This window comes from Mycolicibacterium sp. XJ662 (assembly GCF_053484035.1).
Genome location: NZ_JBEFTL010000001.1, coordinates 1,119,664 through 1,139,235, shown reverse-complemented (window position 1 = coordinate 1,139,235; position 19,572 = coordinate 1,119,664). Strand labels below are relative to the sequence as shown.

The window sequence follows — 19,572 nt, the reverse complement described above, 5'->3', positions numbered from 1 at the left end:
CCGAGTCGCCCCGCACCCACGGACGTCAGCGTCCGTCGAGAACGATCGAATCGACGCTCAGTGATCGCCGGGGATGGCCGTCGGCGCAGGTGGCGCCTTCACCGTCGGCGAGAACGGGTTGGGCCCCGAATCGATGCGCGGCGCCTTCTCGGTCGGCGGGCCGGGGTCGCCCGGGGCGGGCGGCGGCGGACTCTCGGGCGGTGCCGTCGTCGTGGTGGTCGTGGTTGTCGTGGTGGTGTCTTCGGGCGTGGATTCCTCTTCGGCGGCGCACGACGCGGTCAACAGCACGGTCGCCGCGATGGCGGCGCCGCCGGCGACCGAGGCGATACGGCACCCCAAACGGCCTGGCCTCATAGTTTGATCCCATTCTGTTGTGACCCAGCACCGAGGGCGTACCAAGATCACCGCCGGCGAAGTGCAACTTTAGTGGAATCCGCGGGTCGGCGCGCGTCGACTAATTCTGTGAAGCAGCGCTCAGCGCGGCGATCGCCTCCGCCAGTGTCGGATACATGGCGAAGACCTGGTCCAGGCCGGTCAATTGGATTGGCCTGCTGGTTGCGGGCCCGTTGGCGACGACAGCAAAGCCGGTGCTTTCGGTGACGGCTTCGTTGGTGGCCACCAGGGTCTGCAGGCCCGCCGACGCGAGAAACTCGACGTCGGTCAGGTCGATCACCAACGCGGTGGGCTTGGCGCCCAACGCCTCGGTGATCGCCTCTTCCAGCGTACTTACGGTGGCCACGTCGACGTCGCCGCCGACCGCTACCACGGCGATCCCATCCTGGTGGGAGACCGACGCGGTGATCGGGTCTTTACCTGGCACAGCGGTCCTTCGGTTCGTGAGCGCCGCCATTGACGACGGCAGTGCGCAGAGCTTAGCGCTTGCCCCCGAATGCAGATCAACGCTTCGACGGTTCCCCGACCTAGCTGCAGGCTAGTGTCGCGGTAAGACTCGTGTGCACGTAAACGCCGAGTCGGTGGCAAGCTGGGAGGTTGGATGTCGAATCCGTCTGTCGAGCCGAACCGCGCAGGGGTGACCGGCTGATCCGAGCGTGTGCAGTTCGCACACGGCTAGCGGGGAGTGACAGTGGCGTTTGACGTTGTCGTCCAGATCAGCGGCTCCGAGGACGTTGTCTCCGCCCGCGAGGCGGGGCACGAGCTGGCGCGTCAGCTCGGGTTCTCGCTGACCGACGCCACGATGGTCGCCACCGCTATCGCCGAGATCGCCTGTAACATCATGAGTTACGCGGCGAACGGGAAGATGCGTATCGGTGTGCAGCTCCGTGACGGCAGGCAGGCGCTGGTGGTGCAAGCCGAGGACGACGGGCCCGGAATCGCCGACGTCGAACGCGCGATGGAGGACGGCTACTCCACGGCCCGCGGGCTGGGGCTGGGGCTGCCCGGAGTCCGCAGGCTGATGGACCAGGTGCAGGTCGACTCCGGGCCAGACACGGGCACGGTGATCGAGATGTGGAAGTGGGTTCCCGACGGTGCATAGGCGGGATGGGCCATGACCGACGCCGGCGACTTCTACGCCCGCTACGCCGAGGCGCTGCAAACCTACCTGCGCACGGGTGACGAGGCTGCGTTGGCGCTCGGACACGTCCTCGGACGTCAGGCGCTGCGCGACGAGGTGAGCGTGCTCGACATCGTCGAGAACCATTCCCGTCTGGCCGCCACCGCCGACCGCGATACCGAAGCCCGCAGAGCACTGCAGTTTCTGTTGCAGTCGCTGGCGGCGTTCGACGTCGCATCTCGCGGATTCCTCGACGGCACAAGGCGTTACGCACAGCAGCGGGCCCGCGCCGACTACCTCGCCGGTCGCGACGAGTTCCGCACCGCGCTGGTGAACTCCCTTCAGGATGGCTTCTTCGTCGCCGACCACGCCGGCACCATCATGGAGATCAACGACGCGTTCACCGAGATCACCGGGTATGGCGCCGACGGCCTGCCCTACCCGATGCCCCATCCCTGGGTGGACGATCCCGACACGGCCATCGCACATCTGGCGGAGGTGGCGCGGCGCGGCGCGGGCACGGCCGAGGTCGCCATACAGCACCGCGACGGGCGCCGCCGGTGGGTGGCGCTGAGCATGAACGTCATCACCGGGCACGCATCAAACCACACTGCCTATGTCGGCACGCTCCGTGACATCACCGCTCCGCGCGCGGCGGCCGAACGCGACAGCGCGGTGGCGAGGCTGGCCACCGCGGTCAGCCTCGCCAGGAACGTCGACGAGGTGCTGTCGATCACGTTGGCGCAGTGCGCATCCGCGCTGGACGTCGCGCGGGTGACCGCGGCCATCTGGTCCCCGATCGGCACCGACCCGACGATCCACGTGGCGGGTGAGCCCGCGGTGGCGAGTTGGCAGGACCTGGACCCGGACTGGCGTCGCACCTTCGAGGACGCGCGCGACTGGCTGCCGCTGACCGTCAACCCCGTCGGCGCCGCACCCAGCGCCGGCACCACGCGGGGCTTTGCCGCGGTGCTGTCCAGCACCCGTGACGTCGTGGTCTGCCTGGAGCACCGCAACCCCCGCGTGGTCAGCACCGAGGACCGGCGACTGGTCAGCGCGTTGGTCGGGCATCTGGGTCTGGCCATGCAGCATGTTCGCCAGTTCGAGAGCGTCCGGGAGACGTCGCTGACGCTGCAGCGCTCGATGCTCGCTTCCACCACGCTTCCGTCCGGTTTCGCCGTGCGCTACGAGCCTGCCGTTCCGCCGCTGGAGATCGGCGGCGACTTCTACGACGTGTTGCCGGTCGCCGAGCACCGGATCGGCGTGGTTGTCGGCGACTGTGTAGGCCGCGGGCTGTCGGCGGCGGCGGTGATGGGCCAGCTGCGGGCGTCCGCGCGGGCGCTGCTGCTGACGGGCGCGGAGCCCGCGGCGGTGCTCGAACACCTCGACTCGGTGGCCGATCTGATCCCGGACGCGTTCTGCACCACGGTGTTCGTGGCGGTGCTCGACACCGAAGCTCAGTCCGTGCGCTACAGCAGCGCGGGGCACGTGCCGCCGGTGCTTGCCTGCGGCGGGTCGTCGCCGCAACTGTTGACCGACGGGCGTTCGGTGCCGCTGGCGGTGCTGCGCGGTGAACCACGCCCGCAGGCGGACCGCACGCTGACGCCCGGCTCGACGCTGTTGCTCTACACCGACGGACTGGTCGAGCGGCGTGACGAAGCGATCGACCACCAGATCGCTCACCTCAGCGAGGTTCTCGCTGAGACCACCGAACAACACATCGAAACCGTCGCGGACACGGTGCTGGCAAAGCTGGTGCCCGACAACGGCTTCGACGACGACGTCGCGATCGTGCTCTACCGGCACACCTACATGCCGCTGCGCATCGACATCGAAGCCGCAGCGACCCGGCTCAGCGACGTTCGGCACCGGCTGGCCGCGTGGCTGAACGGCAACGGCGTACCTGCTCCGCTGGCCGACGACATCGTGCTGGTGGTCAACGAAGCGTGTTCGAACGCCGTCGAGCACGCCTACCGCGGCCGCGATTCCGGCCGGATGCGGGTGGCAGCCGACGTCGACGGAAACGAGGTGCAGATCAGCGTCGCCGACGACGGTTCGTGGAAGCCGCCGCCCGCCGACCCGGGCACCAGGGGGCGGGGGTTGCTGCTGATGCGCGCGGTCAGCGACGGGGTGGATCTGGACGGCACACCCTTGGGCACGACGGTGGAGATGTCGTTTCGATTGCCGGACGACGGAATTTGAGGCTTGCGTACCACGCCGCGGGCGTCGGCGTGGTATTAGTTCAATCGGCAATCAGCGCGGTCGATTTCAGGAGGTGCGATGCGCCAACATTGGTGCGGCACTGGTCTTTACCCGTGCGGGTCGGCTCCGCCGTGCACGCCATGACCACCTCGCAGTTCCGCTTGAGCCCCGCCGACGCCGAGCAGTCACCGGTCGTCACCGCTACCGGCGAGATCGATCTGGCCAACATCGACGAGTTCGCTGCAGTCCTGGCGCGCGCCGCCGATGAGCACGCCGCGGTCACCGTCGACCTCGTTGAGGTGACCTATTGCGACAGTACCGCTCTGCGCGAACTGTTTTCGGTCGCATCCGACAGCAAACTCACGTTGGTGGTGCCGGAGGATGGACCGATCACGACATTGCTGAAGATCTCGGGTCTGGATCAGGTCGCGACGGTACAAGTCGGCTGAGTCCGCGCGCACTTAGGACTAGTTCGGTCGGCCGGCCGCTGGGCTGGTTCGGCTGGCCTCGAGCTCTTCTTCCAGCGCCCCCTCTTCGCGGCCGAGGGCGATGGTCGATGCCGTCATCGCGACGACCGCGACCGTGATCGCCACGGCTTTGACACCGTTGACGGTCATGTGCTCGCCGAGTACGACGGCTCCGAGCACCACGGCGATGACGGGTTCGAGCACCAGCATCGTCGGCACCGAGGTCTGCAGCGAGCCCGCGTGAAACGCCGACTGCTGCAAAAACACCGCGATGACGCCCAGCGCCACGAGGAGATAGGGGATCGGTGTGCTGATCACGGCGAGCAGCCCGTTGTGGGTGAGGATGTGCATGACGACCTTGGTGAGCACCGCGACGACGCCGAACAGCACGCCGACGGCGACGGCCAGCAGCACCGCACGTCGCCAGCCCGGATTGCGCACCGCCACCACCACGCATGCGGTCACGACCGCCGCGCACACCACCGCCACGATCACCATCAGCGGCGCGGATGCCTCGTAGTCGCCGGGGCGGGTCTTGGCCAGCACGACGAACACGGCCAGCGAGGCGGTCAACGCCGACGCCCAGAGCCAGTCACTGCGGGTGACGCGGCGATCGGCGAGGCGGGCGCTCAGCGGCAGCGCGAACAGCAGCGCGGACACCAGGATGGGCTGGACCAGCATCAACGAACCGAACGCCAGCGCGAACGCCTGGAAGCAGAACCCGGTGACCGCGGCTGCGGTGCCCGCCCACCACAGCGGCCTGCGCAGCAGGGTGAACAGCATCACGCTGCTGACGCCGTGCTCGGGTGCGACGTCCATGGTGGCGCGCTGGCGAACCACGATCCCGATCGCCAGGAACACCGCGGCGAGCAACGCGAGAACTACGGCCAGACCGTGGCTTAGCAAGGCGTTGAACTCCCTTCAGACCGCGGCCGGCACACCGGACAAGCAGACCATATGGGCCGATGCGCCGCGGAGTCGGTGTGACCGCGGGCAAGTTTCGGCGTCAGCCCGAGTGGGCATTGAGTGATCATGAACATGCGACGTTTGGTGTTGTTGCTTGGCGCGATCGTGTTGCTCGTGGGAGTCATCGGTCTTCTGGTACCCGTATCGGTGGCCGGACCCGACAATCAGGACATCGGCTGCGGTAACGCCATCGCCGCGGACTACGCAGCCGCCCGCGACGTGGACAACAGCAATCCGGCCAACCTACCGGTGCTCAACGAGCTGATTCCGCACACCGACTACGTCGCGCAGTGCGAGTCGGCGGTGTCGCAGCGGCGTACCTGGGCCATTCCGGTGGCGGTCATCGGGCTCGTGATCCTGGTCGGCGGGTTCTTCGTCGGCAGCCGCACCGGCGGCGCGCGAACCTAACTGGCTTCGCGGCCCCCGACCACGCGCAGGCGTGGCGGCGCCTGGGGCGTCGGCTGGGACGTCGGCGCGATCTTGTCGTTGACCGACGCCACCACCGTGTCGACGCGGGTGACCGCACGGTCGCACAGCCCGCGGACCCGGTCGCTGGCCTCGTCGACGTCGTCGGCCGCGCTGCGCAGGTACGCCCGAATCTGGACCCGGAAGCGATCGCCTGCCGAGCGCAGCCTGCGGCGAAGACGGTCGTCGATCTCGATCGAGACGTAGGGCAACACCTGAAGCTTCATGGCCCCACGATAGCGGCCATCCGCTGGTCGGTGGTCTGCGGAAGCGGGCGCCCGGCGGTCTCGCGCATGGTCAACACCACGGCCAGCGAGATGACCGCCGCCGCGATCAGATAGAACGCGGGCGCCACGTTGTTGGCGGTTTCGGCGGTCAGCCAGGTGACCACATACGGTGTGGTGCCGCCGAATCCGGCGACGCAGATGTTGTAGCCGATGGAGAAGCCGCTGTAGCGCACGGTGGTGGCGAACAGTTCGACGCCGGCCGACACCGCCACCGACACGTAGACCGATTCGATCGCGGCCAGGCAGCAGTGCGCGATCACCGCCGCCGTCAACGAGCCCGAGTCCAGCAGCAGGAAAAGCGGATAGCCCAACACCGCGAAACCCGCCGAGGCGCCGATGAGAAGCGGTTTGCGTCCGATGCGGTCCGACAGCGCGGCCAGCGGCAGGATGAGAATCAGCGCGACCAGGCTGGCCAACGTCATCGAGACGAACGCGCTGGTCTTGGAGAACTCCAGGGTCTGGATGAAGTAATTGGGCAAAAACGTGAACACCACGTAGTAGCCGACGTTGAACACGATGAATATCCCGATCACCTGAAGGATGGGCCGCCACGCGGTCGTGACGGCTTCCCGCAACGGCGACTTGACCACCTGATCGGACTTGCTCAGTTCGGCGAACTGCGGGGTGTCGTCCAGGCGCAGCCGGATGTAGAGGCCGACCAGGCCCAGCGGCCCGGCGATCAGGAACGGGATGCGCCAGCCGTAGCTCTCCATCGCGGCGGCGGGCAGCAGGGCCTGCAACAGCGTCACGGTCAGCGAGCCGAGCAGGAAACCCAGCACTCCGGACCACGCCATGAACGTGACGGTCACCCCGCGGCGCTTGTCGGAGGCGAACTCGGCCAGGTACACCGCGCCGCCGCCGTATTCACCGCCCGCGGAGAACCCCTGCAGGCAGCGCAGCACCAGCAGCAGCAGCGGTGCGGCGACGCCGATCGAGGCGTAGGTCGGCAGTAGCCCGATGGCCACCGTCGCCGCCGACATCAACAAGATGACGATCGCCAAGACCCGCTGGCGCCCGATCCGGTCCCCCAGCGGGCCGAAGACGAACCCGCCGAGCGGGCGCATGAAGAACGCCGCCGCGAAGATCGCGAATGTGTTGAGCAGAGCGGCTGTTTCGTTGCCCGCCGGGAAGAAGTTCGCGGCGATGAATGTCGCCAGGAACCCGTAGATCGCGAAGTCGAACCATTCGACGGCGTTGCCGATCGATGCCCCGGTGATGGCCTTGCGCACGTCGGACGGCATGTACTGCTCCCTGAAACTAAGCGTTGCGCTCAATAGTGCTGGCGCCGGTGTGGTTTGGAGTTTATCGCTCGGCCCAGAACGGCCGGGTGGCAAGCACCACCAGCGCCAGCACGGCGACCGGCGCCACCAGCGGCAGCCACGGCACCTCCGCGGGCAGCGATACGGCTGCGAGCGTGACTGCCGTAAACCCCACCGCACCAATCACTGTGGGCGCCGTCGCGGCAGACGTATGCCGCAGCACCAGATAGCCGGCCGCGGTCAACCCGCACAGCGCGGCCAGCATCGGCGCCGCGTCGGAGAGCACCAGCACCGCACCCGACAACAGCACCGCAAGCGTCGCGCACGGTGCAAAAGCATTGCCCGCCAACACCGCCAGCACCGCCAGCCCGGCCACCCCCAAGGCCGCGCCGCCGGCCTGCACGGCCGAGGCCGCCACCATCACCAGCCCGAACGCGGTAGCCGTCGCGCGGTTCACCGCGGTAGCAATTGCGCGGTTCACCGCGGTGCCCGTCGCGCGGTTCACCGCCGTCTCCCCGCCGGGCGTCGACGCTCGGGTACCAACTGCATCGCCTGGTCCAGCGTGTCGACCGCGCGCCACGACACCACGTCGACGCCGACGGTGCCCATGTCGCGGTACAGAAACGACCGCTGCAGCGCCCACATCCTGGCGATGAGGGGGTCGGTGTCCTCGGCGAACGGTGCGCCCTCCAGCACATCCACCGCGACGACGGTGTGCCCGCGTTTACGCAAATCGATGAGCGCCAAACCGAATTCGGTGTCGAGCATCGTGGAGAACGCGACGACGATGGCACCGGGCGGCAGTGCCGCGCGGGGCGCCAACGTGCCCGGCGTGGTCTCGAACCCGTCGTCGACGGCGAGGATCGCGTCGAGCACCCGGTAGAACTGACGGCGCCCGATATCGGCGCCGAGCCAGCGCGGCCGCCGGTCCCCCAGCGCGACGACGCCAGCGCGGTCACCGCCGCGCAACGCGCTCTGCACCACCTGCACGGCGCCGCGCGCGGTGCGGTCGGTGGCCTCGGTCGCCGGACCGGCCGGTTGCGGATAGTTGTCGACGAGCACCACGACGTCGGCGGCGCGGTCGGTCAGCCGCTGGGTGACATGCAGGCTGCCGCGGCGGGCGCTGACCGGCCAGTTGACCGTGCGCAGCTGGTCACCGGGCACATACCGGCGCACATCGGCGTACTCGACGCCGGGCCCGACGTGCCGGGTCAGGTGCGTGCCGAGCCGGTCGAGCAGTTCGGTGCGCGGTATCGCCGTCGACTGGGGCGGCGCCTGCGGAAAGACGTAGACGTTGGCGGCGTCGACGGTCCCGCGGCCTTCGAGCAGCCCGCCGCGCGCGATGACCCGCACGTGCGCCCGGATCGGATAGCGGCCCCACCGGTCGGCGCACACCTCGACGGTCTTTCGCCGTGGGCCGTCGCTGTCGACGACGTCGCACTGCATCCCGTCGGGCACCGAGACCGCGAGCGTCACCTCGGGCCCGGCGTCCGCCCACACCGTGACCCGCGCGCGTTCGGTCTCAAAGCACCGGTGCGAGCCGGGTTGGGCGTACACCCGCACGGTCGGCGGCGACGGCTGCCAGCCGATCGAGCACAACACCCCGATCAGCGGCGCGGCGAACACCATCAGCTGCCAGAACCCGGCGATCACCGCCACCACGAATGCGACCGCCGCGCAGGTCAACAGCGCTCGGGTGAGAGGCGCTGCGTGCCAGGCCAATTGAGGTTCGGCGCGGCGCGTGTCGGTCACGTCTGCGCCCGCGGGACCGGCAGCCGGTGCAACAGTTCCTGGACCACATCGCTGCCGTGTACCCGGCGCACCCACATCTCCGGCCGAAGGCTGATTCGGTGTGCGATCGCCGGGACAGCTAGGGACTTCACGTCTTCGGGGATGACGTAGTCGCGGCCCAACAGCAGCGCGTGGGCGCGGGCCAGCTGGACCAGGTCGAGTTCGGCGCGGGGGCTGGCGCCGACGGCGACCTGCGGATGCTGACGGGTGGCCGCGGCCAGCGACACCACGTAGCGCAGCACGTCGTCGTGCACGCTGACCTGTTCCACCGATTCGCGCATCGCGATCAGCTCGTCGGCGTCGACGACCTGTTGCACCACCGGCTCCGCCGACCCGCGGTCGATCCGGCGGCGCAGCATCGAAACCTCCTCGGGCTCAGCGAGATAGTTCAGTTCCAGCCGGATCGTGAACCGGTCGAGTTGCGCCTCGGGCAGCGGATAGGTGCCCTCGTACTCGATGGGGTTGTCGGTGGCCAGCACGATGAACGGGGCGGGCAGCCGGTGGGTGACGCCGTCGATGCTGACCTGACGCTCGGCCATCCCCTCCAGCAGCGCCGCCTGGGTCTTGGGTGGGGTGCGGTTGATCTCGTCGGCCAGCAGCAGGTTGGTGAAGATGGGCCCGGGCCGGAACTCGAAGCGGCCCGACTGCATGTCGTAGACCGTCGAGCCGAGCAGGTCGGCGGGCAGCAGGTCCGGGGTGAACTGCACCCGCTTGAACTGCAGGCCCAGCGCGGCGGCGAACGACCGCGCGATCAACGTCTTGCCGAGCCCGGGCAGATCCTCGATGAGCACGTGCCCGCCGGCGAGCACGGTGGTGAGGATCAGCGCGAGCGCACCACGTTTGCCGACCACGACCCGCCCGATCTCGTCGAGCACGGTTTCACAGTTGGCGGTGGTGGTCGCCGCGGGAAGGCCCATGGTCATATCCGCTCCAGCCGTTGCAGGATCTCGTCGAGTGCCGCCCGGCCGGGTCCGGGCTCGTTGGCGTCGCCGTGCGCGACGTTCTCCGGGTCCACCCATGCCCACAGCTGCGCGCCGAACAGCATCTTGCCGGTGGCCGAGTACGCCTCGCGGTTCTTGAGTCGCTTTTGACCCGTTGCCATTTCGAACTGCCGCGCGAGCATCGGCCGCAGGTGGCGATCCCAGTCCCTTCGGGTGGAGTCGGCCCTGCTGACCAGGCTCTCGGTCCGTGACAGCCAGCGTCGCAGCGACGCTGCCGCCTCGTCTGCGGGGGTGTCGCCCGCACCGGCAACGGGTCCGCGCACCAGATACCAACGCAGTCCCAGCAGCGCAACCGCGAGCGCCATTCCCGAGATGACGAGGGCCATGCCGCGATCGGGTGCGGTCAGCACCATCAACTCGACGCCCACGACGAGCAGAAAGCCCGACGCGGCAAGCTTTTTCATGTCCGCACCTCCGGGATGCGTTCACGCAGTTCGGCCAAAACCCGGTGCAGCACCCCGACCGCGGCGGTGCGGTGGGTCTCGGTCATCACGTGCGGGGAGAACCGCGCCTCCTCGAACAGCTCGACCAGTTCGGTCGCGCTGTCGGCGCGTAACGCATGGTGGGCGACCGCGCGGGCCAGCACCTCGGTGGGGGTGTCGCAGTCCTGCGGCATGGCGCCGGGCACCCGGGTCAGCTCGCGCTCCATCGCCGCGTAACACGCGATGATCGCTTCGCGTGGCTCGCGGCTCAGATCGCCGATCTCAGCCAGACCGATCGCTGCCGCCCTGGCAAGCGAATCCGCTGGCCGCGGCGCCTCGGAGGGTGCGCCGTCATCGTCGGTGAGCGCGTCGGGCGGTTCGGCTCGGCGTTGCCGCCGCGACACGATCGCCGTGCCGAGAACCACCAGCGCCATCAGAAGCAGCATCGGTGGGACGAGATATCCGAGGACGTCGCCGCCGCCCTCGTCGGCGTCGTCAGGCAGCCGCGCGGGCGGGGCGGGGCGCGGGTCACCGGGCGTCGCGCCGACGTCCTCAGGCGCGGCCTCGGGGACGGGCTGTTCGATCAGGTCCTGGTCGCCGACCCGGCTCAACACGATGATCAGCAGCAGCCACGCGACGATTACCGCCAGCGCGATCAGCGAGAAGCGCCATCTCGACCGCCCCACCGTCCCGGGGCTGCGCGGCAGCGGAGCCGATGACGGCGGGCGGGGCCGGCGGTCGCGCAACCGCACGATGATCGCGAACCCGATGATCGCCACCGCCGCGGTGAGCAGCGCGACGACGGCGGCCAGCGCCGCGGGATTGCTCTGCGGCGGTTCGCGCTCCGCGGGCGGTTCGGGTGCGCCGGGAAGGTATCCGCGCAGCCCCCACGCGGCAAGGATCAGAAGCGCGATGACCGCGATCACGCGCTGTGTCGACTTGTCGAAACCGGCCATGGCCCTGACCCCATCCTGTCAGGCGCTCAGCGGTTTCGGCGCGCTTACGGCCCGTCAGCGCGCTTTGGCGCGCCGAAGTCGCATCGCGGCTTCGCGGCTGGCCTGCTTACCCTTCTCGAACGCGTCTTCTGCGGCGGCCAGCGCGGCCTCGGCCTCCTCCAGCCGTCGTTGTGCGTCGAGGTGGCGCAGCCGGGCGGTGGCCACATCGGCCTGCAGTTCGTCCAGCGCCTCGTCGGCCTCGGCCTTGGCGCGTTCGGCTTCCTTCAGCGCCGCGCGGACCTTGTCGCGGTCGGGTGCAGGCTCGGCCTTTTTCGCGGTGACCTTTTTCGGGCTTCGGGTCGGCTTGAAAACCGCTGTGCTGTCACCGAATCCGCCGAAGCCCGACCACTGTTCGGCCTTGGCCAGCCGACCGATCCTGGCCGCGACGTCCGCGTCGGCGACGGCGGCCTGCAACGTCGCGGTGACGTCATCGCGCAGCGACGCCGACGGGTTGGTCAGCTCGGCTTCCTCGAACGCGGCGCGGGTCAGGTCGTCGACGAGCCGGCGTTGCTCGGCGGACAGTTCGCGGATGCGGTCACCGTCCATCTCGGTGTGCGCTTGGCGCAACCGGGCGCCGAGGTCGATGAGGCGCTGCCGCACGGCGTCGTCGGCGTGGGCGAGCCGGTTGACCACCCACGCCGCGGTGGTGGGTTTGCGTGCCGCCGAGATCGTCTTGGCCTGCTCGGGGTCACCGCGTTTCTTGGCGGCTGCGGCGAGCCGGGTGCGCAGCGCGGTGAACTCCTCGAGCCTGGCGGCGTAGAGCTCGTCGAGCGGGTCCATCCGAACCTCCCTGCCTTACGGTTCCTGTCCATGGTCGCGCAGCCAGCGCGCGGTCAGTTGCCGGTAGGCCTGTTGGCCGATGCTGCCGGGACGCGCGTCGAAGACATGGTCGGCGAACGGCACGGTGACCAGCTCGACGTCGACGCCGGCCGCCGCGGCCTGCTCGGCGAAGCGGTAGGTGCCGTCGACCGGCACCAGGTGGTCGGCCTCGGGCAGGATGATCAACGTCGGGGGCGCGTCGGCGCTGATGTGGCTGGCCGACGAAATGCGTTGGTAGCGCTCGGGAAACTGCTCGGGTGACCCGCCGGTGTAGGCCGAGACCATATCGCGTGAAGTGTTGCCGAGCGCGGGGTCGGGGTTGCGGTACATACCCGCCGGGTCGACGGCGGGATACATCACCGACACGGCGTGCACCGCGGGCGGGCGGCCGCCGCACGACGACGGCAGCGTTCCTGCGGCCGCCAGGTAGGCGGTGTTGACGGCGAGGTTGCCGCCCGCGGAGTGACCGGAGATCGACATCCGCGTCGGGTCCCCGCCGTAGCGGTGGGCGTTCGCACCGATCCAGGTCAGCGCGCAGCCGAGTTGGCCCTGGGTGACGTCGGCCAGATGACGGTCCTGCGACGACAACGAATAGCCGACGCTGATCACCAGCCAGCCGCGGTCGGCGAGCCATCGCAGATCCGTGCTGCGCGAGTGCCGGTCGCCCGCGACCCAGCCGCCGCCGTGGATGTAGACCAGCACCGGCGCCCGCGAGGTGTCCGTCGAGCCGGGCGGACGGTAGATGCTGGCCTGCAGCGGTTCGCCCTCGAACGTCGCATAGGTCGCTTCGGCGTCGGGCGCCGCGGATTCGGGCAGCCCGATGCCGAACAGGTCAACGAGGTCGACGTCGGCTCCTGCGGCCTCGACGGCGGCCGTCATCCGCGCGGTGATGACCGACGCGCCCACGACCGCGAGCAGCGCCACCACGGTCAGCGTCGCGGCGAACCAGCCGCGCCCGCGCCACCAGCGGTAGCCCGCCACCGCCGCGCCGATCGCCGCGGCCACGATCAGCCACACGAGAAACCACGGCGCGAACGCCGTCGCCAGACCCACGTAGGGCACGTCGTACAGCAGCGTGCCCAGCACGGCCAGCACGGGCACCACGGTGAGCGGCACCGCCACCGCGTACGCGATCACGTCAGGCCAGCCCGAACAACTCCATCAAGTACGCGGTGCGCCACCAGATCAGCACGGCGAACAGCACCAGGATCGCGACGGTGACCCCGGCCTGTACCAGGTTGCGTGACTTCTGCGGCGCGTACGCATACGCCGCGGCGACCACCGCGCCGGTGATCAGCCCGCCGAGGTGGCCCTGCCAGCTGATGTTGACCGAGCTGATCAGCGGGATGACGAACGTGAACACGAGGTTGAGGCCGATGATCGCGGTGACCCAGCGGACATCGAGGTTGAGGCGCTTACCCACCACGAACGTCGCGCCGAACAGGCCGAATATGGCCCCGGAGGCGCCTGCGGTCGCCGCGTTCACCGGGGACGCCAGGTACACCAGCACCGATCCGCCGAGCGCGCTGAGGAAGTAGAGCGCGCCGAACCGCAGCCGGCCGAGCGCGGCCTCCAGCGCCGGGCCCACCACGTACAGCGCCCACATGTTGAACAGCAGATGGGTTATGCCGTAGTGCAGAAACGCCGAGGTCACCAGCCGGTACAGGTCGCCGTTGGCGGCGACGGCGCCGGAGTGCAGCACGAGTTCGCTCTGAACGTCGCGTGACATGGTCTGCAGCACGAACATCAGTACGTTGACGGCGATCAGGGTGTAGGTCACCGTCGGCGTGGCCGACGGGCGCCCGCCGAACTGGGTCCTGGGTTGGCGGACGGTGCGGGCGCCGGCATTCACGCACTCGACGCACTGGTGGCCCACCGCGGCACTGCGCATACATTCCGGGCAGATGTTGCGGTTGCACCGGGAACAGCGGACATAGGTCACCCGGTCGGGGTGCCGGTAGCAGGTCTGCGTCTCCGCGGGTATGCCCTGATCGAACGTCACAGGCACCACCTTAAAGAGGCGGTTTCGGGCCGCCGGTGAACCGCAGTCGATAACGATTCGATCACTGTCCAGATCACGATCAGCTAAGAGCTGCGGGCAAATTCTGAGAATGGGCGCCCGCTCTGGTCGCTCCCTTAGCGAAGTCGGCCGATATTGCGATACAGGTCACGCCCATTCGGTGTAACACGCGACCCTATCCAGCAAACGAAATTCGCAGCCGGTTTCGCCCCCATCGCGTTCGGCTACCTTGGTTTTCAGGGACGGGGAAACCAGCGACTAATCGCATTCAGAAGGAAGAAACACATGAAATTCAGTGGTATCACTGCGCGCCGGGGAATCGCCGGTGCATGCGCGGCAGGCGTGCTTGGCGGTCTGGCCGCAGCAACCATTGCCGCACCGTCGGCAGGGGCTTCGCCCGACCAGTGCACCGCCAGTGCGGTGTCCGGCACGGTCAGTTCGGTGACGGGTGAGGCCCGCGCGTATCTCGACAGCCATCCCGGCGCCAACCAAGCGGTGACGACGGCGTTCAACCAGCCGCGTCCGGAGGCGTCGGCCACGCTGCGCGGATACTTCACCAACAACCCGCAGGAGTACTACGCGCTGCGCGGCATCCTCGCGCCGATCGGGGACGTGCAGAGCCAGTGCAACGTCTCGGTGCTCCCGCCGGAGCTGGCGTCGGCCTACAACGAGTTCATGGCCGGCTAGCGTCGAGTCAAGGCCCGCCGCCGCAGCCTCGCTGCGGCGGTGGGTTTTTTCATGTCCGGCAAACGCATAGACTGCCTTCCTATGAACCCGACGCGAGTTTCCGTGCTCACCGCGGCGGTCCTGCTCGCCGCTGGTGGAGCGGTCGCGGGCGTCGCGCATGCCCAGCCAGAACCGTCCCCCGCGCCCCACGCGCCATCGGAGGCCGAACCCGGCCCGGCGCCGCAGGAGTCCGACGACGCCGAGACCCCGGCCGTTCCGCAGACGTCCATCTCGGCCGACGGCACCTACAAGGTGGGCGTCGACATCGTGCCCGGCACGTACTCCTCGGCGGGTCCGGTCACCGACAGCGTGTGTTACTGGAAGCGCACCAGCGACGGCAAGCTGGTGGACAACGCCATGACCAAGAAGCCGCAGGTCGTGCAGATCAAGGCCGACGACACCACGTTCACCACCAACGACTGCCAGAGCTGGCAGCTCACCAACGCCGCACCACCGCCCCAGCCCGGCCCGCAGGATCTGCTCGGCCAGCTCGGGTCGTTCATCGGCTCCGGCATCCTCAGCGGCCCGCCGCCCTCCCCGTAACCGCCGCCGTACGCTGGCCACGTGAACGCGGCGCAGGGCGGCATCGACGTGCCGACCGATCTCGACGCGGTGACGGCGGTCGGCGACGAAGACCATTCCGGGCTCGACCCTGCCGCCGTCGAGCGGATCTGGCAGGCCGCGCGGCACTGGTATGCCGCGGGCATGCATCCCGCGATCCAGTTGTGCCTGCGCCACCACGGCAGGGTCGTGCTGAACCGCGCGATCGGACACGGGTGGGGCAACGGTCCCACTGACCCGGCCGACGCCGAAAAGGTCCCCGTCACAACGGAAACACCGTTCTGCGCGTACTCGGCGGCCAAGGCGATCACCTCCACGGTCGTGCACATGCTCGTCGAGCGCGGCTGCCTGTCGCTCGACGACCGGGTCAGCGACTACCTGCCTGGCTACACCAGCCACGGCAAGCACCGCACCACGATCCGGCACGTGATGACCCACAGCGCAGGCATTCCCATCCACACCGGACCGCGGCCGGACCTCAACCGGATGGACGACAGCGAGTACACCGTCGCGCAGCTCAGCGAGCTCAAACCGCTGTACCGGCCCGGGCTCGTGCACATCTACCACGGGCTGACGTGGGGGCCGCTGATCCGCGAGATCGTCGGCGCCGCAGCGGGCCGCAACATCCGGGACATCCTGGCGACCGAGATCCTCGACCCGCTCGGTTTCCGGTGGACGAATTACGGTGTTGCACCACAGGATGTTTCATCGGTCGCGCCCAGCTATGCGACCGGTAAGCCGTTGCCGCAGCCCGCTGCCACCGTGTTCCGGTTGGCCGTCGGCGGATCGTTGCACAAGATCATCCCGTTCTCGAACACGCCGAGATACCTGACCAGCGTGCTGCCGTCGTCGAACACGGTGTCGACGGCGTTCGAACTGTCCCGCTTCGCCGAATTGCTGCGTCGCGGTGGGGAGCTCGACGGCGTGCGGGTGGTGCGGCCCGAGACGTTGCGGGCGGCGACGGCGGAATGCCGGCGGCTGCGGCCCGACGTCGCGGTCGGCTTGGCACCGCTGCGGTGGGGTACCGGCTACATGCTCGGGTCGAAGCGGTTCGGACCGTTCGGGCGCGATGCGCCCGCGGCGTTCGGCCACACCGGGTTGACCAACATCGCGGTGTGGGCAGACCCGCAACGCGGGCTGGCCGCAGGCGTGATCAGCAGCGGTAAACCCGGCCCGCACCGCGAGGCCAAACGCTATGGGGCGCTGCTGGACCGCATCACCGCGGAAATCCCACGCGGCTGACGGTCACTCGTCGCGCACACCGCGGTAGATGCCGCGCCGGACGATCCACGGTTGCAGCAGCCGGTCGATCGACCAGGCCGGAAACCGGAACGCCTGCCCCTTCGGGGTGAACACCTCGAGCCCGTCGGGCTGGACGCCGAGCACCGAACCCCATCGCCGGGCGGCGGGCCGAAAGGCACGCGGTCTGCCGCCCGTCAAGGCGGCGCGGATGTTGTGCGCCAGCAGCCCGTCGGCGCGGTTACGCGCCGAACTGCGCAGCGCATCGGTGGCCGCGACGTCGCCGATCGCGAACACGTCTGGGTGGCCGGGCACCGCGAGCTGCGGGGTGACCCGGACAAAGCCGTGCTCGTCGAGAATCTCGGCGGGCAGCCAGCCGGTGTTGGGCACCACCCGCCCGATCGTCCAGAGCACCGCGTCCGCTGCGGCCGGCGGCTGGCCGGTGCTCCAGTGCACGGGACCGGTGGTGATGTCGTCGCAGCGGAAGCCGTCGGGCACGACGGCGCGGTGTCCGGGGCGCAGGTCGACGCCGGCGTCGATCAGGCGGCGACGTACCCGCTGCCACACTCGGGGATGATGCTGGTTCAACGCCTGTTGACCGGGAAAGTACAGCGACACAGGCTTGTTCGGCCATGTCCGCGCCACGTTGGCGGCGCTGCTGACCGCAGCCGCACCGCCGCCGATCACGAGCACAGACTCAGCCTCGGCGAGCCGTTGGTGACGCTGTCGCAGCTCGGCGCGGACCCGCTCGGTCGACTGCAGATCGGGTCTGCGCCAGAACCCGTTGGTCACACCCGTCGAGATGACCAGGGCGTCATAGGGTTCGGACAGCTCGTTGCCATCACCTCGCTGGGCGAACACTTTTCGCGCAGCGAGATCGACACCGGTCACGTTGGCATGAACGGTGCGCACTCGGTCGAGGCCGCGGAACCTGTCGAACGGAATCCAATAGTCGCGCGCCCACACGTCGGGCCGGCTGAGCCGCGCGCCGAGCTCCTGACCGCTCACAAGGCCGGGTTTCGTCGAGATACCGACGACGTCGGCGTGGCGCGCCAACCGCAGCGCGACCAGCACGCCGGTGTCGCCGAGGCCGGCGACCACGACCCGCGGCCGGCTCACCGTGGACCGTCGTCGGGCGCGGCGAGGCGCACCCGGTACATCGACGGCCATTTCTTGCCGGTCAGCAGGTACTCGTCGCCGTCGATGTGGGCGATGCCGTTGAGTACGCGGTCGCTGTCGCCGGCTTGTCCCGGCCACAGCCCCGTCGCGTTGACCACCGTGTCGACCTTGCCCGTCGACGGGTCGATCCGCACGATCATGTCGGTCTTCCAGACGTTGGCCCAGACCTGCCCGTCGACGCATTCCAGCTCGTTGAGGCTGGTCTGTGGGAGGCCGTCGCGCGTGACGGCGACCGAACCGGTTTCGGCGAAGGTCACCGCGTCATGGAACCGCAGCCGGTCGGTGCCGTCGCTGCGGACGAAGCGTTGGCCGTCATGGCACAGGCCCCACCCTTCGCCGTCCACGGGCACCTCGCGCACCGGGGTCAGGGTGGCTTTGTCCCATTCGACCGCGACGCCGTCGCGCCAGGTCAGCTGCCAGATCCGGTCGTCGACCACGGTGATGCCCTCGCCGTAGTAGTCGTTCGGTGCGGGCGCGGCGCGCAGTACCGCGCCGGTGGCGGGGTCCAGTTCACGTACCTGTGACGCGCCGGCGATGCCGGTGCCCTCCCACAGCGCCGGCCCGTCGAACTCCAATCCCTGCGTCCACGCCGCGGGGTCGTGCGGTATCTGCGCGAGCACGTCGGGCGTGATCACCGGGGCTGGGCCGGTCGCAGGCTGGCTGTCGGCGTGGGGCGCCGAGTCGCCGCACCCGGCCGCCACGAACAACACGAGTGCGATCAGCCAGGTGGCAGGCCGCCGCGCGGTATCGATTACGCCCATAGGTGCTAATACCTACCGCAGCGGTCGCCGTCGCCGCTAGGTGTCCAAGCCGTCGCGCAATATGGCCAGGGTCTTGGCGAGCAGCCGCGACACGTGCATCTGGGAGATCCCGAAGTGCTGCGCGATCTGCGTCTGGGTGTGGTTGCCGAAAAACCGCATGGTGAGCATTTCGCGTTCACGTGGCGGCAGCGCAGCCAGCAGCGGGCGAAGGGCCTGGCGGAATTCGACGAGATCGATGGCGGTGTCGTCGCTGCCGAGCCGGTCGGCGATCGACATGCCGTCGTCGGAGTCTCCGGGCGCCGGCGCGTCCAGCGAGCGGATCGAATAGCACTGGGCCGCGATCAGCGCCTCGACGACCTCGTCGCGGCTCATCTGCAGCTCCTCGGCCAGCTCCGTCGCGGTGGGGCCGCGCCCCATGCGCTGGCTCAACCTCGACGTCGCCGCGGCCACCGTCGCGCGCGACTCCTTCAACCGCCGCGGTACGTGCACCGCCCACCCGTTGTCGCGGAAGTAGCGTTTGACCTCGCCCATGATCGTCGGCACGGCGAAGGACAGAAAGTCGTGGCCCGACGTCGGGTCGAAGCGTTTGATCGCGTTGAGCAGGCCGAGCCGCGCGGTCTGCAGCAGATCGTCGCGGGGTTCACCTCTGCCGTCGTAGCGGCGGGCGATGTGCTCGGCAAGGGGAAGGCAGCGGCGCACGATCTGCTCATGCATCCGTTGGTAGGCAACACATTCCGGCGGCATACCACGAACGGTCCGGATCAGCTCCGGGATGTCGTCGTAGTCGGACTTGGCGCGCGGACTGGACGTGCGGCGTCGCGTCGCGGTCGTCATCGGCGTCCTCCTTCTTAGCCCGTCTACCCCCATCTGTGCTGCGGATATTCCGCAAAGCCGCCGAT

At 69.1% G+C, this 19,572-nt stretch carries 23 protein-coding genes; 7 read left to right on the top strand and 16 right to left on the bottom strand.

The window, feature by feature from the left end; genetic code table 11:
* Nucleotides 1-57: 57 nt before the first annotated feature.
* Both ABQE93_RS05320 and ABQE93_RS05315 read right to left on the bottom strand, forming a co-directional pair.
* On the bottom strand, nt 58-354 hold the full coding sequence (locus tag ABQE93_RS05320) for a hypothetical protein (protein ID WP_448406224.1): 297 nt from the start codon (nt 352-354) through the stop codon (nt 58-60).
* A 100-nt stretch (nt 355-454) separates the two neighbouring features.
* Nucleotides 455-820, bottom strand: coding sequence for an STAS domain-containing protein (locus tag ABQE93_RS05315; protein ID WP_448406223.1), 366 nt, complete (start codon nt 818-820; stop codon nt 455-457).
* A gap of 264 nt (nt 821-1,084) precedes the next feature.
* On the opposite strand from ABQE93_RS05315, the gene ABQE93_RS05310 reads away from it, so the two are divergent.
* The 3 genes from ABQE93_RS05310 to ABQE93_RS05300 all read left to right on the top strand — a co-directional run bounded on the left by ABQE93_RS05310 (nt 1,085) and on the right by ABQE93_RS05300 (nt 4,164).
* A complete protein-coding gene (locus tag ABQE93_RS05310; RefSeq protein WP_448406222.1) occupies nt 1,085-1,495 on the top strand; it encodes an anti-sigma regulatory factor in 411 nt (136 codons plus the stop codon).
* Between the two features lie 12 nt (nt 1,496-1,507).
* Nucleotides 1,508-3,715 (top strand): SpoIIE family protein phosphatase, encoded by a 2,208-nt coding sequence (locus ABQE93_RS05305; RefSeq protein WP_448406221.1) that lies wholly within the window; start codon nt 1,508-1,510, stop codon nt 3,713-3,715.
* A 140-nt stretch (nt 3,716-3,855) separates the two neighbouring features.
* Complete coding sequence (locus tag ABQE93_RS05300; protein WP_448412300.1) at nt 3,856-4,164, top strand: STAS domain-containing protein; 309 nt, start codon at nt 3,856-3,858, stop codon at nt 4,162-4,164.
* 18 nt (nt 4,165-4,182) lie between these two features.
* Here ABQE93_RS05300 and ABQE93_RS05295 read toward each other — a convergent pair whose 3' ends face one another.
* Nucleotides 4,183-5,088 (bottom strand): DMT family transporter, encoded by a 906-nt coding sequence (locus tag ABQE93_RS05295; protein WP_448406219.1) that lies wholly within the window; start codon nt 5,086-5,088, stop codon nt 4,183-4,185.
* Between the two features lie 126 nt (nt 5,089-5,214).
* Between ABQE93_RS05295 and ABQE93_RS05290 the strand changes: the two genes are divergently transcribed.
* The gene (locus ABQE93_RS05290; protein WP_448406218.1) at nt 5,215-5,556 is read left to right on the top strand and encodes an aminopeptidase; all 342 of its coding nucleotides are present in this window, start codon (nt 5,215-5,217) and stop codon (nt 5,554-5,556) included.
* Here the strand turns inward: ABQE93_RS05290 and ABQE93_RS05285 are convergent.
* From ABQE93_RS05285 to ABQE93_RS05240, 10 genes are all read right to left on the bottom strand, one after another.
* Entirely contained in the window at nt 5,553-5,840 is a 288-nt protein-coding gene (locus tag ABQE93_RS05285; RefSeq protein WP_448406217.1) for a hypothetical protein, read from the bottom strand. The genes ABQE93_RS05290 and ABQE93_RS05285 overlap by 4 nt on opposite strands.
* Nucleotides 5,837-7,141, bottom strand: a complete 1,305-nt coding sequence (locus ABQE93_RS05280; RefSeq protein WP_448406216.1) for an MFS transporter — start codon at nt 7,139-7,141, stop codon at nt 5,837-5,839. Before ABQE93_RS05280 ends, ABQE93_RS05285 begins: the two co-directional genes overlap by 4 nt.
* Nucleotides 7,142-7,202: 61 nt before the next feature.
* Nucleotides 7,203-7,580, bottom strand: a complete 378-nt coding sequence (locus ABQE93_RS05275) for a hypothetical protein (protein WP_448406533.1) — start codon at nt 7,578-7,580, stop codon at nt 7,203-7,205.
* Between the two features lie 80 nt (nt 7,581-7,660).
* Complete coding sequence (locus tag ABQE93_RS05270; protein ID WP_448406215.1) at nt 7,661-8,911, bottom strand: DUF58 domain-containing protein; 1,251 nt, start codon at nt 8,909-8,911, stop codon at nt 7,661-7,663.
* A complete protein-coding gene (locus tag ABQE93_RS05265; RefSeq protein ID WP_448406214.1) occupies nt 8,908-9,867 on the bottom strand; it encodes an AAA family ATPase in 960 nt (319 codons plus the stop codon). Before ABQE93_RS05265 ends, ABQE93_RS05270 begins: the two co-directional genes overlap by 4 nt.
* Nucleotides 9,868-9,869: 2 nt before the next feature.
* Nucleotides 9,870-10,355, bottom strand: a complete 486-nt coding sequence (locus ABQE93_RS05260) for a hypothetical protein (protein WP_448406213.1) — start codon at nt 10,353-10,355, stop codon at nt 9,870-9,872.
* Nucleotides 10,352-11,329: a DUF4129 domain-containing protein gene (locus ABQE93_RS05255; protein ID WP_448406212.1), complete on the bottom strand. Its 978-nt coding sequence runs from the start codon at nt 11,327-11,329 to the stop codon at nt 10,352-10,354. The genes ABQE93_RS05260 and ABQE93_RS05255 overlap by 4 nt, the downstream gene beginning before the upstream one ends.
* A gap of 54 nt (nt 11,330-11,383) precedes the next feature.
* Nucleotides 11,384-12,148 (bottom strand): hypothetical protein, encoded by a 765-nt coding sequence (locus tag ABQE93_RS05250; RefSeq protein WP_448406211.1) that lies wholly within the window; start codon nt 12,146-12,148, stop codon nt 11,384-11,386.
* A gap of 15 nt (nt 12,149-12,163) precedes the next feature.
* On the bottom strand, nt 12,164-13,324 hold the full coding sequence (locus ABQE93_RS05245) for an alpha/beta hydrolase (protein ID WP_448406210.1): 1,161 nt from the start codon (nt 13,322-13,324) through the stop codon (nt 12,164-12,166).
* A gap of 1 nt (nt 13,325) precedes the next feature.
* On the bottom strand, nt 13,326-14,189 hold the full coding sequence (locus ABQE93_RS05240) for a rhomboid family intramembrane serine protease (RefSeq protein ID WP_448406209.1): 864 nt from the start codon (nt 14,187-14,189) through the stop codon (nt 13,326-13,328).
* Between the two features lie 303 nt (nt 14,190-14,492).
* On the opposite strand from ABQE93_RS05240, the gene ABQE93_RS05235 reads away from it, so the two are divergent.
* The 3 genes from ABQE93_RS05235 to lipE all read left to right on the top strand — a co-directional run bounded on the left by ABQE93_RS05235 (nt 14,493) and on the right by lipE (nt 16,736).
* Complete coding sequence (locus tag ABQE93_RS05235; RefSeq protein WP_448406208.1) at nt 14,493-14,894, top strand: heme-binding protein; 402 nt, start codon at nt 14,493-14,495, stop codon at nt 14,892-14,894.
* 81 nt (nt 14,895-14,975) lie between these two features.
* Nucleotides 14,976-15,476, top strand: a complete 501-nt coding sequence (locus tag ABQE93_RS05230; RefSeq protein WP_448406207.1) for an Rv1352/Rv1906c domain-containing protein — start codon at nt 14,976-14,978, stop codon at nt 15,474-15,476.
* A 21-nt stretch (nt 15,477-15,497) separates the two neighbouring features.
* Nucleotides 15,498-16,736, top strand: a complete 1,239-nt coding sequence (gene lipE / locus ABQE93_RS05225; RefSeq protein ID WP_448406206.1) for a lipase LipE — start codon at nt 15,498-15,500, stop codon at nt 16,734-16,736.
* A 3-nt stretch (nt 16,737-16,739) separates the two neighbouring features.
* On the opposite strand, the gene ABQE93_RS05220 is transcribed toward lipE, so the two are convergent.
* From ABQE93_RS05220 to ABQE93_RS05210, 3 genes are read right to left on the bottom strand one after another with little or no spacing between them, the layout of a single operon-like run.
* The gene (locus ABQE93_RS05220; protein ID WP_448406205.1) at nt 16,740-17,852 is read right to left on the bottom strand and encodes an FAD-dependent oxidoreductase; all 1,113 of its coding nucleotides are present in this window, start codon (nt 17,850-17,852) and stop codon (nt 16,740-16,742) included.
* Nucleotides 17,849-18,673: a glutaminyl-peptide cyclotransferase gene (locus ABQE93_RS05215; protein WP_448406204.1), complete on the bottom strand. Its 825-nt coding sequence runs from the start codon at nt 18,671-18,673 to the stop codon at nt 17,849-17,851. The genes ABQE93_RS05220 and ABQE93_RS05215 overlap by 4 nt, the downstream gene beginning before the upstream one ends.
* Nucleotides 18,674-18,709: 36 nt before the next feature.
* A complete protein-coding gene (locus ABQE93_RS05210) occupies nt 18,710-19,507 on the bottom strand; it encodes a SigB/SigF/SigG family RNA polymerase sigma factor (protein ID WP_448406203.1) in 798 nt (265 codons plus the stop codon).
* Between the last annotated feature and the right edge of the window lie 65 nt (nt 19,508-19,572).